Here is a 15,516-nt window from a genome sequence, read left to right on the forward strand (position 1 = left end):
CCTTATGTCCTCTTTTGCTGAAATGATCGAAAACATCACCCCCGACATCTACGAGAGCCTCAAGCTCGCCGTGGAAATCGGCAAGTGGTCGGACGGGCGCAAGCTCACCGCCGAGCAGCGTGAGCTGTCGCTGCAGGCGGTGATCGCCTGGGAAATCCAGAACCTGCCCGAAGACCAGCGCACCGGCTACATGGGCCCGCAGGAATGCGCGTCGAAATCGGCACCGGTGCCGAACATCCTGTTCAAGTCGGATGCGATCCATTGATTGAAATAGGTCGCGGTGCAGTCAGCAAAATGTCGGCGCAACTGGGTGAGCCGACCGTTCAATACGCATTTCGCCTGGGCGATACCGAGGTGCCGGTCAATCCGTTGATCGGCACGCATATTCGCCTGGAGTTCCTTGGTGCCATTCACTGCAGCCATTGCGGCCGCAAGACCAAGACCAGCTTCAGCCAGGGCTATTGCTACCCGTGCATGACCAAGCTGGCCCAGTGTGACTTGTGCATCATGAGCCCCGAGCGTTGCCATTACGACGCCGGCACCTGCCGCGATCCAGGCTGGGGTGAAACCTTCTGCATGACCGACCACGTGGTCTACCTGGCCAATTCGTCGGGGATCAAGGTCGGCATCACCCGGGCCACGCAGTTGCCGACCCGTTGGCTCGACCAGGGTGCCAGCCAGGCGCTGCCGATCATGCGCGTGGCCACTCGCCAGCAATCGGGTTTTGTCGAGGATCTGTTTCGCAGCCAGGTGGCCGACAAGACCAACTGGCGCGCGCTGCTCAAGGGCGATGCGCAAACCGTGGACCTCAAGCAGGTACGCGATCAATTGTTCGCCTCCTGCGCCGAGGGCTTGCTCGGTTTGCAGGAACGCTTTGGCCTGCAGGCCATCCAAACCATTGCCGACATCGAGCCGATCGAAATCCGTTACCCGGTGCAGCAGTACCCGGCCAAGATCGTCAGCTTCAACCTGGACAAGAATCCGATTGCCGAAGGCACGTTGCTGGGGATCAAGGGCCAATACCTGATCTTCGACACCGGCGTGATCAATATTCGTAAATACACGGCCTACCAGCTCGCCGTGCATCAGTAGAAGGATGCCACCCATGCGCACCGAACAACCGAAGATGATTTACCTGAAGGACTATCAGGCGCCGGACTACCTGATCGACGAGACGCACCTGACCTTCGAGTTGTTCGAGGACCACAGCCTGGTCCACGCGCAGCTGGTGATGCGCCGCAATCCCGAGCGCGGCGCCGGGCTGCCGCCGTTGGTGCTCGATGGCCAGCAACTGGAGCTTTTGAGCGTCAACCTTGCGGACCAGGCGCTGACGGCCGCCGATTACCAGTTGACCGACAGCCACCTGACGCTGCAGCCCAACAGTGAAACCTTCACCCTGGACACCACGGTCAAGATTCACCCGGAAACCAACACCGCCCTGGAAGGCCTGTACAAATCCAGCGGCATGTTCTGCACCCAGTGCGAGGCCGAAGGTTTCCGCAAGATCACCTACTACCTGGACCGTCCGGACGTGATGAGCGTGTTCACCACCACGGTGATCGCCGAGCAGCACCGCTACCCGGTGCTGCTGTCCAACGGCAACCCGATTGCCAGCGGCCCCGGCGAAGACGGTCGGCACTGGGCGACCTGGGAAGACCCGTTCAAGAAACCGGCCTACCTGTTCGCCCTGGTGGCCGGTGACCTGTGGTGTGTCGAAGACAGCTTCACCACCATGACCCGGCGCGAAGTGGCGCTGCGCATCTACGTCGAGCCGGAAAATATCGACAAGTGCCAGCACGCCATGACCAGCCTGAAAAAATCCATGCGCTGGGACGAAGAAACCTACGGTCGCGAGTACGACCTCGACATCTTCATGATCGTGGCGGTCAACGATTTCAACATGGGCGCCATGGAGAACAAGGGCCTCAACATCTTCAACTCCAGCGCCGTACTGGCCCGCGCCGAAACCGCCACCGATGCCGCGCACCAGCGCGTCGAAGCCATCGTCGCCCATGAATACTTCCACAACTGGTCGGGCAACCGCGTGACCTGCCGCGACTGGTTCCAACTGTCGCTCAAGGAAGGCTTCACCGTGTTCCGCGACTCGGGCTTCTCCGCCGACATGAACTCGGCGACGGTCAAGCGTATCCAGGACGTGGCGTACCTGCGCACTCACCAGTTCGCCGAAGACGCCGGCCCCATGGCCCACGCGGTGCGCCCGGACAGCTTTATCGAAATCTCCAACTTCTACACCCTGACCGTGTACGAAAAGGGCTCGGAAGTGGTCGGTATGATCCACACCTTGCTCGGCGCCGAAGGCTTCCGCAAAGGCAGCGACCTGTATTTCGAGCGCCACGACGGCCAGGCCGTGACCTGCGACGACTTCATCAAGGCCATGGAAGACGCCAACGGCGTGGACCTCAGCCAGTTCAAGCGCTGGTACAGCCAAGCCGGTACGCCGCGTCTGGCGGTGAGCGAGTCCTACGACGCAACAGCCAAGACCTACAGCCTGACCTTCCGCCAGAGCTGCCCGCCCACCCCGGACAAGGTGGAAAAGCTGCCGTTCGTGATCCCGGTCGAGCTGGGCCTGCTGGACAGCCAGGGCGCCGGCATTGCCTTGCGCCTGGCCGGTGAAGCGACGGCCGGCGGTACCTCTCGCGTGATCTCGGTGACCGAAGCCGAGCAGACCTTCACCTTTGTAGACGTCGCAGAAAAGCCGTTGCCTTCGTTGCTGCGCGGCTTTTCGGCGCCGGTGAAACTCAGCTTCCCCTATGACCGCGACCAACTGATGTTCCTGATGCAGCACGACAGCGACGGTTTCAACCGCTGGGACGCCGGCCAGCAGTTGTCGGTTCAGGTGTTGCAGGAACTGATCGGTCAACATCAGGCAGGGCAACCGCTGAAGCTGGATCAACGCTTGATCGACGCATTGCGCACGGTCTTGAGCGACGAGACCCTCGACCAGGCCATGGTCGCCGAAATGCTCTCTTTGCCGAGCGAAGCCTACCTGACCGAAATCAGCGAAGTGGCGGACGTCGATGCGATCCACGCCGCCCGCGAATTTGCCCGCAAGCAGTTGGCCGACCACCTGTTCGAAGGGCTGTGGCTGCGCTATCAGGCCAACCGTGACCTGTCCCGCCAGACGCCGTACGTGGCCGAGGCCGAGCACTTTGCCCGCCGCGCCCTGCAGAACATCGCGCTGTCCTACCTGATGCTCAGCGCCAAGCCTGAAGTGCTGGCAGCGACGCTGGACCAGTTCGACACCAGCGACAACATGACCGAGCGCCTGACGGCCCTGGCCGTGCTGGTGAACTCGCCGTTCGAAGCGGAAAAAGCCCAGGCGCTGGCGGTATTTGCCGAGAACTTCAAGGACAACCCGCTGGTCATGGACCAGTGGTTCAGTGTGCAGGCCGGCAGCACCCTGCCGGGCGGGCTGGCGCGGGTCAAGGCGTTGATGGAGCACCCGGCGTTCACGATCAAGAACCCGAACAAAGTGCGCGCACTCATTGGCGCGTTTGCCGGGCAGAACCTGATCAACTTCCATGCGGCGGATGGCTCGGGCTACCGCTTCCTGGCGGACCTGGTGATCCAGCTCAATACACTGAACCCACAGATTGCTTCGCGCCAATTGGCACCCCTGACACGCTGGCGCAAATACGACGCCGCGCGGCAAGCGCTGATGAAGGCGCAGCTGGAGCGCATTCTTGGCTCGGGCGAGCTGTCCAGCGATGTGTTTGAGGTGGTCAGCAAGAGCCTTGCCTGACTTGCGGTGGTTATAGCGAAGCCGGTGTTAATGAATCACACCGTTCAAAATGTGGGAGGGGGCTTGCCCTAATGCCAGTCAGTTAAGGCTTTTTGTAGGAGCGAGCTTGCTCGCGAAAAACTCACAGGCACCGCGTTCATTCAGAAAGCACGCGTTATCGTTGACGTTTTTCGCGAGCAAGCTCGCTCCTACAGACGGCGGTGTACGCTTAACTGACTGGCATTAGGGCAAGCCCCCTCCCACATTTTCTATTTTGACGCTGCAAGCGGCGTCAGCACCTCGGCCTTGTCATCCAGCACCATCACCACCAGCAACTTGGCGGGCTGGGTCTGGCTGGCGTTGCTCGACTCAAAGTGCCGGGAACCTGCGGGCTCGTAGAATGAATCGCCGACCTTGTAGGTAATGGCTTTGCCGTCGTTGACCCGCGAGATGATTTCGCCTTCCAGCACATAAGCCACGGCAGTGCCGGTATGGCTGTGGGGCACAGTGGCCTGGCCGGGCGCATAGTCCACGGTGAGCATGATGGTTTTCTTGCCGGGCACATTGGTCAAGGCGTGCTCTTGCAGCATCTTGAGGGTTTCCTGGTTGTACACCGGTTCATGGGCGTAGGCAGTCAGCGAAGTGAGTATCGCGGCGGCGGCGAGCAGTCGTTTCATGATGGGGCTCCACGTAGTTCGAGACGTGTTCACCCTACGCCCACGGGCGTGGTCGACCAATGACCAATCCGCCGGAAAACCCGCTAGCCAATCTGCTGCAGGATGTCGCGTACCTTGTCCAGCGCCGGGTCGATATCGAGGGTCTCGATGGCCCCGAAGCCGAGAATCAGCCCCGAGCGTACCGGCGTATCGTGAAAAAACCCATCCAGCGGGTACAGGCCCACCTCCACCTTGCGCGCCCGTTCCATCAGCAAGGGTATATCCACCGGCACCTTGCACAGTGCCGCCAGATGAAACCCCGCCACCGTTGGCACCGCCTCGAACCAGGGCGACAGGTCGCCCGCCAGGCGCTGCAGAATCCGCTCGCGGCGTCCCGCATACACGCTGTGACAGCGGCGAATATGTTTGAGCAGATAGCCTTCGCTGATGAACTTGGCCAGCGCCCATTGCGGCAGGGTAGAGCTGTGCTGGTCGGTCAATTGCTTGGCCTTGAGTACGGCGCCATGGATCGCCGGCGGCAGCACCGCGTAGCCCAGGCGCAGCTCGGGCAGCAGGGTTTTGGAAAAGGTGCCGACGTAGGTCACCACGCCTCGGGTGTCCATGCTTTGCAGGGAGTCGGTGGGGCGGCCGTGGTAGCGGAACTCGCTGTCATAATCGTCTTCGATAATGATCGCGCCGAGCTCGATGGCACGGTCCAGCAGGGCCTCACGCCGCGCCAGGCTCATGGGCATGCCGAGGGGGAACTGGTGGGACGGCGTCACATACACCAGTCGGGTGCCATCGGGGATCTGGTCGACCTGAATGCCTTGTGCATCCACCGGAACGCTGGCGACCCTGGCGCCCATCGCCACGAACAACTGACGCGCCGGGCTGTAGCCAGGGTCTTCCATGGCGACGATGCTGCCAGGTTCAAGTACCACGCGGGCGATCAGGTCCAGCGCCTGCTGCGCGCCATTGGTCACGACGATGTCGGCAGCGCGGCAGTTCACCCCGCGAGAAAACGCGATGTGCCCGGCGATGGCCTCGCGCAGTGCGGGCAAGCCTTCCGGTTGGCTGTAGAACCCGCTGTTCTGGGCGATGCGGCGCAGCGCATCCTGGGTGCAGCGCCGCCACTCTTCTTGGGGAAACTGATTGCGTGTAGTTGCGCCACCGATGAACTCGTAGCGCAGGATGTCGTCGCGCGCGGGGTGGTGCATGGGCGAGGGCAGCGCCGCCCATTTGCCCAGGTTGGCGGCGCAGGCCAGGTCGGTGGCGGTCTGCACAAGGCCTTGCTGCGGTGCCCACGCGTTGACGAAAGTGCCCCGGCCAATCCTGCCGACCAGCAAGCCTTCATACGTCAAGGTGGCGTAGGTGTCCGATACCGTTTTGCGCGATACGCCCAATTGCTCGGCGAGCAGTCGGCTGGGCGGCAACTGCGCGCCGGCCGACAGGCGCCCGGTGGCGATGGCTTCGCGCAGTTGCTGGTAAAGCTGGGCAGCCAGGTCCTTGCGGCCGTTGATGACGAGGTGCAGTTCCATGTTTCATCCTGGGACAGATCGATCTGCGCCAAGGTTACGCGCAAATCGATCCGAAGAAACCAGGCGCTGTCAGGACAGGAAACCACCGTCCACGTTCAGCGACACGCCGGTGGTGTAACTCGACGCATCGCTGGCCAGGAACAACACCGCGCCGGCCATTTCGCTGGGGTCGGCCACGCGCTTGAGCGGGATCTGTGCCAGGGCCATTTTCAGGATCGCGTCGTTCTTGACCAGCGCCGAGGCGAACTTGGTGTCGGTCAGGCCTGGCAGCAGCGCGTTGCAGCGTATACCGAACGCGGCGCATTCCTTGGCGAACACCTTGGTCATGTTGATCACGGCGGCCTTGGTCACCGAATAGATGCCCTGGAATACGCCTGGGGAAATGCCGTTGATCGAGGCGACGTTGATGATGCTGCCCCCGCCGTTGTCGCGCATCAACTTGCCGGCTTCCACCGACATGAAAAAGTAGCCGCGGATGTTCACGTCGACGGTCTTCTGGAACGCACCGAGGTCGGTGTCCAGCACGTTGCAGAACTGCGGGTTGGTCGCGGCGTTGTTGACCAGGATGTCCAGGCGGCCGAACTGTTCACGAATGCTGGCGAACACCCGGGTGATCTGCTCCATTTCACCGATATGGCAGGCAATCGCGGTGGCCTTGCCGCCGTCGGCGATGATCGCGTCGGCGACGTGCTGGCAGCCTTCCAGTTTGCGGCTGGAAACAATCACGTGGGCGCCTTGCTGGGCCAGCAGCTTGGCGATGGCCTCGCCGATGCCACGGCTGGCGCCGGAAACGAAAGCAACCTTGCCGTCGAGGTCAAACAGGTGGGTCTTGGACATGAGGGGTTCCTTGTGATTGTTATCAGAGGGCGGACTTGCCAATGACCGCCAGGCTCATCTGCTCCAGCAGCTTGTTCATGTGGATGAACTGGGCGAAGCGTTTGTCCTGGGTCTGGCCGTGGAAAAAGCGGTAATAGATCTGCTGCACAATGCCGGCCAGGCGGAACAGGCCGTAGGTGTAGTAGAAGTCGAAATTGTCGATCTGGATGCCCGAGCGTTCGGCGTAGTAGTCGACGAACTGGCGGCGGGTGAGCATGCCGGGCGCATTGCTTGGCTGGCGACGCATCAGTTGCACGGGCGCGGGGTCGGCGGCTTCGATCCAGTAGGCGAGGGTGTTGCCCAGGTCCATCAGCGGATCGCCCAGGGTGGTCAGCTCCCAGTCCAGTACGCCGATGATCTGCATCGGGTTGTGCGGGTCGAGGATCACATTGTCGAAGCGATAGTCGTTGTGCACGATGCTGGAGGTCGGGTGGTCGGCTGGCATCTTTTCGTTGAGCCAGGCGCGCACCGCTTCCCAGCTCGGGGCATCGGGGGTCAGGGCTTTTTCGTAGCGCTCGCTCCAGCCACGGATCTGACGTTCCACATAACCCTGCGGCTTGCCCAGGTCGGCGAGGCCGCAGGCGGTGTAGTCGACTTGATGCAGCTCGACGAATTTGTCGATAAAGCTCTTGCACAAGGCTTCGGTGCGGCTCGCGTCCAGGCCCAGTTCAGCCGGCAGGTCCGAACGCAGGATGATGCCGTTGACCCGCTCCATCACGTAAAACTCGGCGCCGATTACCGTCTCGTCGGTGCAGTGCACATAGGCTTTGGGGCAGTACGGAAAGCCATCCTTGAGTTGGTTGAGGATGCGGTATTCACGGCCCATGTCGTGGGCAGACTTGGCCTTGTGGCCGAACGGCGGGCGACGCAACACGAATTCCTGGTCCGGGTATTCCAGCAGATACGTCAGGTTAGACGCGCCGCCGGGGAACTGGCTGATCTTGGGGGTGCCGTGCAGGCCGGGGATATGGGCCTTGAGGTAGGGATCGATCAGGCTGGCATCAAGTTCTTCGCCGGGGCGAATCTGGGTCGATTGGTCGTTAAGCGCCATGCTTATCCCTTCTGCTTATTTTAAAGGCCTTGGACTATTGGCTAATCTAATGCGCACCGCCGCCCAGCGACAAGGTCGGGGCGGCTTAATAGGCTAGCGTGTTGGGGGATGATCAGCAGGCTTGATCCACTCCAACAGCTGGTCACCTGGGGGGCCGGTCTATTGGTTGCGCGACGGCAGTGTTACCGGTGTGAGTACCGGGCGACCGGCAAAGTATTCCACCAGGTTGTCGGCGACCCGTTGCACGGTGTCGTGAGCCGCTTCCGGCGACAGGCCGGCCACATGGGACGTCAGCACGGTATTGCTCAAGCGCTTGAGCGCGTCGGGCACCTTGGGTTCGTCGTCGAATACGTCCAGGGCGGCGCCGCCGATACGCCGCTGTTCCAGCGCAGCCACCAGGTCGGCGGTCACCACCACGCTGCCCCGGCCGATGTTGACCAGATAGCCGTTGGGGCCCAGGGCATCGAGCGCGTGGCGATCGATCAGATGGCGGGTGCTGGCGCCACCGGGCGTGGCCAGGATCAGAAAATCGCAGGTGCGCGCCAGTTCCACGGCGGTTGAGCAGTAGGTGTAATCCACATCATCGCGGGGTTGGCGGTTGTGGTAGCTCACCTCCATGCCGAACCCCAGGGACGCGCGCCGGGCAATCTCCAGGCCCACTGCGCCCAGCCCGAGGATCCCCAACTGCTTACCGCCCAGGGAAGGGCGCATCACCTTCGGCCACTCGCCACGGCGCACAGCGGCGTCAGTCTGGGGAATGCCGCGCACCAGTGACAGCAGCAGCGCCATGGCATGGTCGGCGACCGACGGCGCATTCACCCCGGCGCCATTAGTCACCACGATCCCACGGTTGGCGGCCGCCTGCAGGTCGACATGCTCGTAGCCGGCACCGATCACGCAGATGATTTCCAGCAGCGGCAGCGCGGCGATTTCATCGGCATACAGCCCCAGCGGGCCACGGGTGAGGACGGCCTTGATCTGGCCGCCGTGGGCCTTGATCGCCTGGGCACGTTCGGCAGGCGTGGGCGCGAGGATCACATGGAAATCATTGCTCTCGATGATTTGCAGGTATTCATTGATGGTCTCAACCAGGACCAGAACAGTGGTAGTCATCGCAGGGTTCTTCCTGAAGTGCTTGAGCGCATGAGTATGCGGGATTTGTAAGAAGGATCGTAGGTTGCTGCAGGAGCGAGCTTGAACTCGCTCCTGCACGTTCAGAAACTGACGTCAGCGGCGCGCACGCGCTTCACAAACGCCCCGGCCAGCGTGGCGTTGTGGTGTTCAATGATCGCCTCGGCCGCTAACGCCGGGGTGTCCATGCAGGTATGGGCGTCCTCCGGCAACACCACCGAGAAGCCCAGTTCTACCGCGACTCTGCAGGTGGTGTCGACGCAGAACTGGGTCTTCATGCCCACAATCACCAGTTCATCGACCTGCGCCTGTGCCAGCTGTTGCGCCAGGTCGGTGCCCAGGAAGCAGCTGGGGCGGGTCTTGTTGAACAGACCGTCACGGGATTCGTCGACATCCAGGCCACCCCACAGCTGCCACAGCGCGCTGCCGGCTTCGATGGGCGAACCGGCCGGGCCGGTATGACGCGCGACGAAGAGCGGCGCGTTGGCCGCGCGGGCGCGCCGGATCAGTTGGTTGATGGTGTGCAGCACCTGTTCACGCTCGAAGGGTTTTTGCGGTCCGTCGTACAGGCCAGTTTGCATATCGATGATCAGCAGGGCGGTTGCCATGGTGTAGCTCCTTGTGAGTGCCGGATGGCGGAGCACAAAAAAGGCCCCGTCCATTGCTGGCGGGGCCTTGGGTAACTTTCGGGGTGTCGCTAGTTCAATCCCCCACAGCAACCGCACGACCCGCCATAAGCGGTCGCGGTGGTGGTGCGGGTGAGGCACAACTGAAGAGGGTTCATGCCGGGATCATGCTGGGGCGGGCGCGAGGCTGTCAACGCGCGCGCGGTTTTTTAAAGCGAACAACGCCCTGCGGGGCATGTCCGGTCGGCTGCACCGCCTAACCGTTGCTCAGCTAAGTCTTTGCTTATTCGAGAGAATCCCGGACAATCGCGCCCCTGTTGAGGTCGGGGCGCTGCCTGTCAGGTTTTTCTGACTCGTCCCGGCCGTGTGAATGCGGAGATCCGACCGGATGAATGATCAGGCCAATAGCGTCGACCAACGCTATGCAACGACACCTGCAACGCTCACAAGCTGGAGCCGCCAGGACACCACCTGGATGCTTGGGCTGTTCGGCACCGCCATCGGCGCCGGTACCTTGTTCTTGCCGATCAATGCGGGCCTGGGGGGCTTCTGGCCACTGGTGATTCTCGCGCTGCTGGCCTTCCCGATGACGTTCTTTGCCCACCGTGGGCTGACCCGTTTCGTACTGTCCGGCCGTGAAGGCTCCGACATCACTGACGTGGTCGAAGAGCATTTCGGCCTCAAGGCCGGCGCGCTGATTACCTTGCTGTACTTCTTTGCGATCTTCCCGATCCTGCTGATCTACAGCGTGGCCCTGACCAATACCGTCAGCAGCTTCCTGGAACATCAACTGCACATCATGCCGCCGCCTCGGGCCATCCTGGCGTTTGTGTTGATCCTCGGCCTGCTGGCGGTGGTGCGTTGCGGCGAGCAGGTGATCGTCAAGGCCATGAGCCTGATGGTGTACCCGTTCATTGTCGCGTTGCTGTTCCTTGCCGTGTACCTGGTGCCGCACTGGACGGGCGGGATCCTCAGCACAGCGAGCGAAGTCCCTGCGCCGTCGGCCTTGCTCAGCACGTTGTGGCTGGCGATTCCGGTGATGGTGTTCTCGTTCAACCATTCGCCGATCATCTCGGCCTTCGCGGTGGACCAGAAGCGTCAGTATGGCGCACACGCCGACGAGCGCAGCTCGCAGATCCTGTCCCGCGCGCACTTGCTGATGGTGGCGATGGTGCTGTTCTTCGTGTTCAGTTGCGTGCTGACCCTGTCGCCGGCGCAGTTGGCCGAGGCGAAAGCGCAGAACCTGTCGATCCTGTCGTACCTGGCCAACCACTTCGACAACCCGACCATTGCCTTCGCCGCGCCCCTGATTGCGTTCGTGGCAATTGCCAAGTCGTTCCTGGGCCACTACATCGGTGCCAGCGAGGGCCTCAAGGGCCTGGTACTGAAAACGGGTCGCCGCCCGGCAGCCAAGACGCTGGACCGCATGACCGCCGCTTTCATGCTGGTGGTGTGCTGGATCGTCGCCACGCTTAACCCGAGCATCTTGGGCATGATCGAGACCCTGGGCGGGCCGGTCATTGCCTCGATCCTGTTCCTGATGCCGATGTACGCCATCCGCAAGGTGCCAGCCATGGCCAAGTACCGTGGGCAGGCGTCGAATGTGTTTGTCACCGCAGTGGGCTTGGTGGCGATTACGGCGCTGGTTTACTCGCTGATTGCTTAAGGCCTGACACAGCCTCCAAAGACTACACAGATCCAAATGTGGGAGCGGGATTGCCCCCGATGGCGGTGTACCAGTCAACTAGGAATTGACTGGACCACTGCTATCGGGAGCAAGCCCCCTCCCACATTTGTTTGGTGGTGCTGCTGAGACTGTATTTCCAGGCATAAACAACGCGTATCTCCAGCTTGGGGTTTGCTGCGGTGGGCTGGGTGGCGATTACGGCGCTGGTTTACTCGCTTATAGCTTAAGGCCTGACCCAGCCTCCAAAGACTGCAGAGATCCAAATGTGGGAGGGGGCTTGCCCCCGATGGCGGTGTATCAGTCAACTATAAATTGACTGGACCACTGCTATCGGGAGCGAGCCCCCTCCCACATTTGTTTGGTGGTGCTGCTGAGACTGTATTTCCAGGCATAAACAACGCGTATCTCCAGCTTGGGGTTTGCTGCGGTGGGCTGGGTGGCGATTACGGCGCTGGTTTACTCGCTTATAGCTTAAGGCCTGACCCAGCCTCCAAAGACTACAAAGATCCAAATGTGGGAGGGGGCTTGCTCCCGATGGCGGTGTATCAGTCAACTAGGAATTGACTGGACCACTGCTATCGGGAGCAAGCCCCCTCCCACATTTATTTGTATGCCAGGCATAAAAAAACGCCGCGTACCTTGCGATACGCGGCGTTTTTACATCAACACACCGTTAAGCTTGAATCACCGGGATGTTGGCGCTTGCCGCGATCTTGCGGAACTCGGCGATCTGGTCGAAGTTCAGGTAGCGGTAGACGTCACTGGCCATGGTGTCCAGTTTCGCCGCGTAGCCCATGTACTCTTCAACGGTCGGCAGGCGACCCAGGGTCGAGGCTACTGCCGCCAGCTCAGCCGAAGCCAGGTAGACGTTAGCGCCGTCACCCAGACGGTTCGGGAAGTTACGGGTCGAAGTCGACACAACAGTCGAATTCGGCTCTACACGTGCCTGGTTACCCATGCACAGCGAGCAGCCCGGCATTTCCATGCGCGCGCCAGCCTTGCCGTAGATGCCGTAGTAGCCTTCTTCGGTCAGTTGGTGAGCGTCCATCTTGGTCGGCGGCGACAGCCAGAGACGGGTTGGCAACTGGCCCTTGACCTGCTCCAGCAGCTTACCGGCTGCGCGGAAGTGACCGATGTTGGTCATGCACGAACCGATGAACACTTCGTCGATCTTCTCACCGGCAACGCTGGACAACAGACGGGCATCGTCCGGGTCGTTCGGCGCGCAGAGGATCGGCTCGTTGATTTGCGACAGGTCGATCTCGATGATTTCGGCGTATTCGGCGTCGGCATCGGCTTCCATCAGCTCCGGGTTGGCAACCCAGGCTTCCATCGCTTGGGCGCGACGTTCCAGGGTGCGTGCATCGCCGTAGCCTTCGCCGATCATCCAGCGCAGCAGGGTGATGTTGGAGTTCAGGTACTCGGTGACCGAATCTTTGGACAGCTTGATGGTGCAACCTGCAGCCGAACGTTCAGCCGAGGCGTCGGACAACTCGAACGCCTGTTCCAGTGTCAGGTCGTTCAGGCCTTCGATTTCCAGGATACGGCCGGAGAAGGCGTTCTTCTTGCCTTTCTTCTCTACGGTCAACAGGCCAGCCTGGATCGCGTAGTAAGGAATGGCGTGCACCAGGTCACGCAGGGTGATGCCAGGCTTCATCTTGCCTTTGAAGCGCACCAGGATCGATTCCGGCATGTCCAGTGGCATCACGCCAGTGGCGGCGGCGAACGCGACCAGGCCGGAGCCGGCTGGGAACGAGATGCCCATCGGGAAACGGGTGTGGGAGTCACCACCGGTACCGACGGTGTCCGGCAGCAGCATGCGGTTCAGCCAGCTGTGGATGATGCCGTCGCCTGGACGCAGCGATACACCGCCACGGGTCATGATGAAGTCAGGCAGGGTGTGGTGGGTGGTCACGTCGATCGGCTTTGGATAGGCCGCGGTGTGGCAGAAAGACTGCATCACCAGATCGGTCGAGAAGCCCAGGCACGCCAGGTCCTTGAGTTCGTCGCGAGTCATTGGACCGGTGGTGTCCTGAGACCCCACGGTGGTCATCTTCGGCTCGCAGTAGGTGCCAGGGCGAACGCCTTTGCCTTCCGGCAGGCCGCAGGCCTTGCCGACCATTTTCTGTGCCAGGGTGAAGCCTTTGCCGGTGTCGACAGGCGCTTCAGGCAGCTTGAACAGGTCGGTTGCGCCCAGGCCCAGTTCGGCACGCGCCTTGTCGGTCAGGCCGCGACCGATGATCAGCGGGATACGGCCGCCGGCGCGGACTTCGTCCAACAGCACCGGGGTCTTCATTTCGAAGGTGGTGATGACTTCGTCGGTGCCGTGTTTGCAGACTTTGCCAGCATGAGGGTACAGGTCGATCACGTCGCCCATGTTCATGTTGGTAACGTCGAACTCGATTGGCAGGGCGCCCGCATCTTCCATGGTGTTGTAGAAGATCGGAGCGATCTTGCTGCCGAAGCAGAAGCCGCCGGCGCGCTTGTTCGGAACATAGGGAACGTCGTCGCCGAAGAACCACAGCACGGAGTTGGTCGCCGATTTACGCGACGAACCGGTACCGACCACGTCACCGACGTAGGCGATCGGGAAGCCTTGACCGCGCATCTCTTCGATCTGCTTCATCGGGCCGGTCTTGCCTTGCTCGTCCGGCACGATGCCTTCACGGGCCATTTTCAGCATGGCCAGGGCGTGCAGCGGGATGTCAGGGCGCGACCAGGCGTCCGGGGCAGGGGATAGGTCGTCGGTGTTGGTTTCGCCGGTGACCTTGAACACGCGCAGGCTGATCTTGTCGGCCAGGGTCGGACGGTTGCGGAACCATTCGCCATCAGCCCAGGACTGGATCACGCCTTTGGCATGTTCGTTACCGTTGCGGGCTTTTTCCGCCACGTCGTGGAACGCATCGAACATCAGCAGGGTGTGCTTGAGCTGGGCGGCCGCGACAGGCGCCAGCTCGGCGTCGTCCAGCAGCTCGACCAGGGTCACGATGTTGTAGCCGCCTTGCATGGTGCCCAGCAGTTCAACAGCGCGTTTCTTGTCGATCAGGGGGGAGGTGGCTTCGCCCTTGGCCAGGGCGGACAGGAAGCCGGCCTTGACGTAGGCAGCTTCGTCAACGCCCGGTGGAATGCGGTTGGTGATCAGGTCAACGAGGAATTCTTCTTCGCCAGCCGGAGGATTTTTCAGCAGCTCGACCAGGCCTGCGGTTTGTTCGGCGTTAAGCGGCTGGGGAACGATACCCAGTGCTGCACGCTCTTCGATATGTTTGCGGTAGGCTTCAAGCACAGTTATTACCCTCATCAGTGGTCCCACGGGACGCTCATCCAGGAACGGCCGGCACGCATGCGCTCGGGGGCTTTTTGGGCCGCAAAGCCAGCGCTGCCGGCATTCCTTACAGAAGCTGCTTTCAAAGTTTTACGCCTGCAGAACGGAGCTGATGAGGGTTGGCGAGGGCGTTGACCTACCGAGTCATTTACCATCGCCAACACCGTTCTGAAGGAACGACTGTGCTCGTGACGCTTTGAAAACAGCTTCCAGCGGATTATTGGCGCCTTACAAGGCCGGGTGATTCTACGGCAAAAAAAATCTAAAGGTAAGTTGCGTCACCAAGTTTGCAGGGTGATCAACCTTAGACAAAGGGCTAACATGGCGCACTGTTTCGCTGATCTGTGTGTTTTCGCCCATGTCCAACCAAACCATCAAGACCCCCTGCGTCGGCCTGTGCTCCACGGTCTACGGCGATCTCGTGTGCCGCGGCTGCAAGCGCTTCCACCACGAAGTGATCCTGTGGAATGGTTATAACGAAGAAGAAAAGCGCGCGGTCTGGCTCAGGCTCGAGCAATTGCTGGTGCAGGTGATGGCCGGGAAAGTGCAGATTTTCGACCCCAAGACCCTGCGCGGGCAGTTGGAGCAACGCAAGATTCGCTTCGTGCCGCACCAATCGGAATATTGCTGGGCCTATCAATTGATCGCGCGTGGGGCGCGGGTGATCAATAACCTGGAGGCCTACGGCATGGTGCTGCTGCCGGAGTTTCGCGACTGGCCCCTGCCGGACCTGCGCGATGCGATTGACCGGGAGTTCTTTATCTTGTCCGAGGCGCATTACCAGCGCTATATCGCCCCGGGATTTCTGAGCGATGCCCTCTCTACCTGACCGCACAGGGGCCCCTGTAGGAGCGAGCTTGCTCGCGAAAAACGCCCAGGCAACGCGT

The 15,516-nt window shown here is 61.4% G+C and carries 12 protein-coding genes; 5 read left to right on the forward strand and 7 right to left on the reverse strand.

The features are described from left to right. Nucleotides 1-4: 4 nt before the first annotated feature. From QF045_RS14920 to pepN, 3 genes are read left to right on the forward strand one after another with little or no spacing between them, the layout of a single operon-like run. Nucleotides 5-265 carry a YeaC family protein gene (locus QF045_RS14920; protein WP_016972751.1) on the forward strand — a complete coding sequence of 87 codons (261 nt, stop codon included), beginning with the start codon at nucleotides 5-7 and terminating at the stop codon, nucleotides 263-265. Beyond that, nucleotides 262-1,092, forward strand: coding sequence for a DUF2797 domain-containing protein (locus tag QF045_RS14925; protein ID WP_306492867.1), 831 nt, complete (start codon nucleotides 262-264; stop codon nucleotides 1,090-1,092). The genes QF045_RS14920 and QF045_RS14925 overlap by 4 nt, the downstream gene beginning before the upstream one ends. A 13-nt stretch (nucleotides 1,093-1,105) precedes the next feature. Then, the gene (pepN, locus tag QF045_RS14930) at nucleotides 1,106-3,763 is read left to right on the forward strand and encodes an aminopeptidase N (protein WP_306492868.1); all 2,658 of its coding nucleotides are present in this window, start codon (nucleotides 1,106-1,108) and stop codon (nucleotides 3,761-3,763) included. 248 nt (nucleotides 3,764-4,011) lie between these two features. Here pepN and QF045_RS14935 read toward each other — a convergent pair whose 3' ends face one another. From QF045_RS14935 to QF045_RS14960, 6 genes are all read right to left on the reverse strand, one after another. Then, nucleotides 4,012-4,419: a cupin domain-containing protein gene (locus QF045_RS14935; RefSeq protein ID WP_306492869.1), complete on the reverse strand. Its 408-nt coding sequence runs from the start codon at nucleotides 4,417-4,419 to the stop codon at nucleotides 4,012-4,014. Nucleotides 4,420-4,502: 83 nt separating this feature from the next. Next, on the reverse strand, nucleotides 4,503-5,936 hold the full coding sequence (locus tag QF045_RS14940) for a PLP-dependent aminotransferase family protein (protein WP_306492870.1): 1,434 nt from the start codon (nucleotides 5,934-5,936) through the stop codon (nucleotides 4,503-4,505). Between the two features lie 69 nt (nucleotides 5,937-6,005). Further along, on the reverse strand, nucleotides 6,006-6,773 hold the full coding sequence (locus QF045_RS14945; protein ID WP_306492871.1) for an SDR family oxidoreductase: 768 nt from the start codon (nucleotides 6,771-6,773) through the stop codon (nucleotides 6,006-6,008). Nucleotides 6,774-6,795: 22 nt separating this feature from the next. Continuing rightward, nucleotides 6,796-7,863, reverse strand: coding sequence for a phosphotransferase family protein (locus tag QF045_RS14950; RefSeq protein WP_306492872.1), 1,068 nt, complete (start codon nucleotides 7,861-7,863; stop codon nucleotides 6,796-6,798). 159 nt (nucleotides 7,864-8,022) lie between these two features. Beyond that, nucleotides 8,023-8,976: a 2-hydroxyacid dehydrogenase gene (locus QF045_RS14955; protein ID WP_306492873.1), complete on the reverse strand. Its 954-nt coding sequence runs from the start codon at nucleotides 8,974-8,976 to the stop codon at nucleotides 8,023-8,025. A gap of 101 nt (nucleotides 8,977-9,077) precedes the next feature. Further along, nucleotides 9,078-9,602 (reverse strand): cysteine hydrolase family protein, encoded by a 525-nt coding sequence (locus QF045_RS14960; RefSeq protein ID WP_306492874.1) that lies wholly within the window; start codon nucleotides 9,600-9,602, stop codon nucleotides 9,078-9,080. A 406-nt stretch (nucleotides 9,603-10,008) separates the two neighbouring features. Between QF045_RS14960 and QF045_RS14965 the strand changes: the two genes are divergently transcribed. Continuing rightward, nucleotides 10,009-11,286, forward strand: coding sequence for a serine/threonine transporter (locus QF045_RS14965; RefSeq protein WP_306492875.1), 1,278 nt, complete (start codon nucleotides 10,009-10,011; stop codon nucleotides 11,284-11,286). 694 nt (nucleotides 11,287-11,980) lie between these two features. Here the strand turns inward: QF045_RS14965 and acnB are convergent. Then, the gene (acnB, locus tag QF045_RS14970) at nucleotides 11,981-14,590 is read right to left on the reverse strand and encodes a bifunctional aconitate hydratase 2/2-methylisocitrate dehydratase (RefSeq protein WP_306494899.1); all 2,610 of its coding nucleotides are present in this window, start codon (nucleotides 14,588-14,590) and stop codon (nucleotides 11,981-11,983) included. Between the two features lie 397 nt (nucleotides 14,591-14,987). Between acnB and QF045_RS14975 the strand changes: the two genes are divergently transcribed. After that, on the forward strand, nucleotides 14,988-15,458 hold the full coding sequence (locus QF045_RS14975) for a DUF1289 domain-containing protein (RefSeq protein ID WP_306492876.1): 471 nt from the start codon (nucleotides 14,988-14,990) through the stop codon (nucleotides 15,456-15,458). The last annotated feature ends 58 nt before the right edge of the window (nucleotides 15,459-15,516 follow it).

The organism is Pseudomonas sp. W4I3 (assembly GCF_030816195.1).
Taxonomy (GTDB): domain Bacteria; phylum Pseudomonadota; class Gammaproteobacteria; order Pseudomonadales; family Pseudomonadaceae; genus Aquipseudomonas.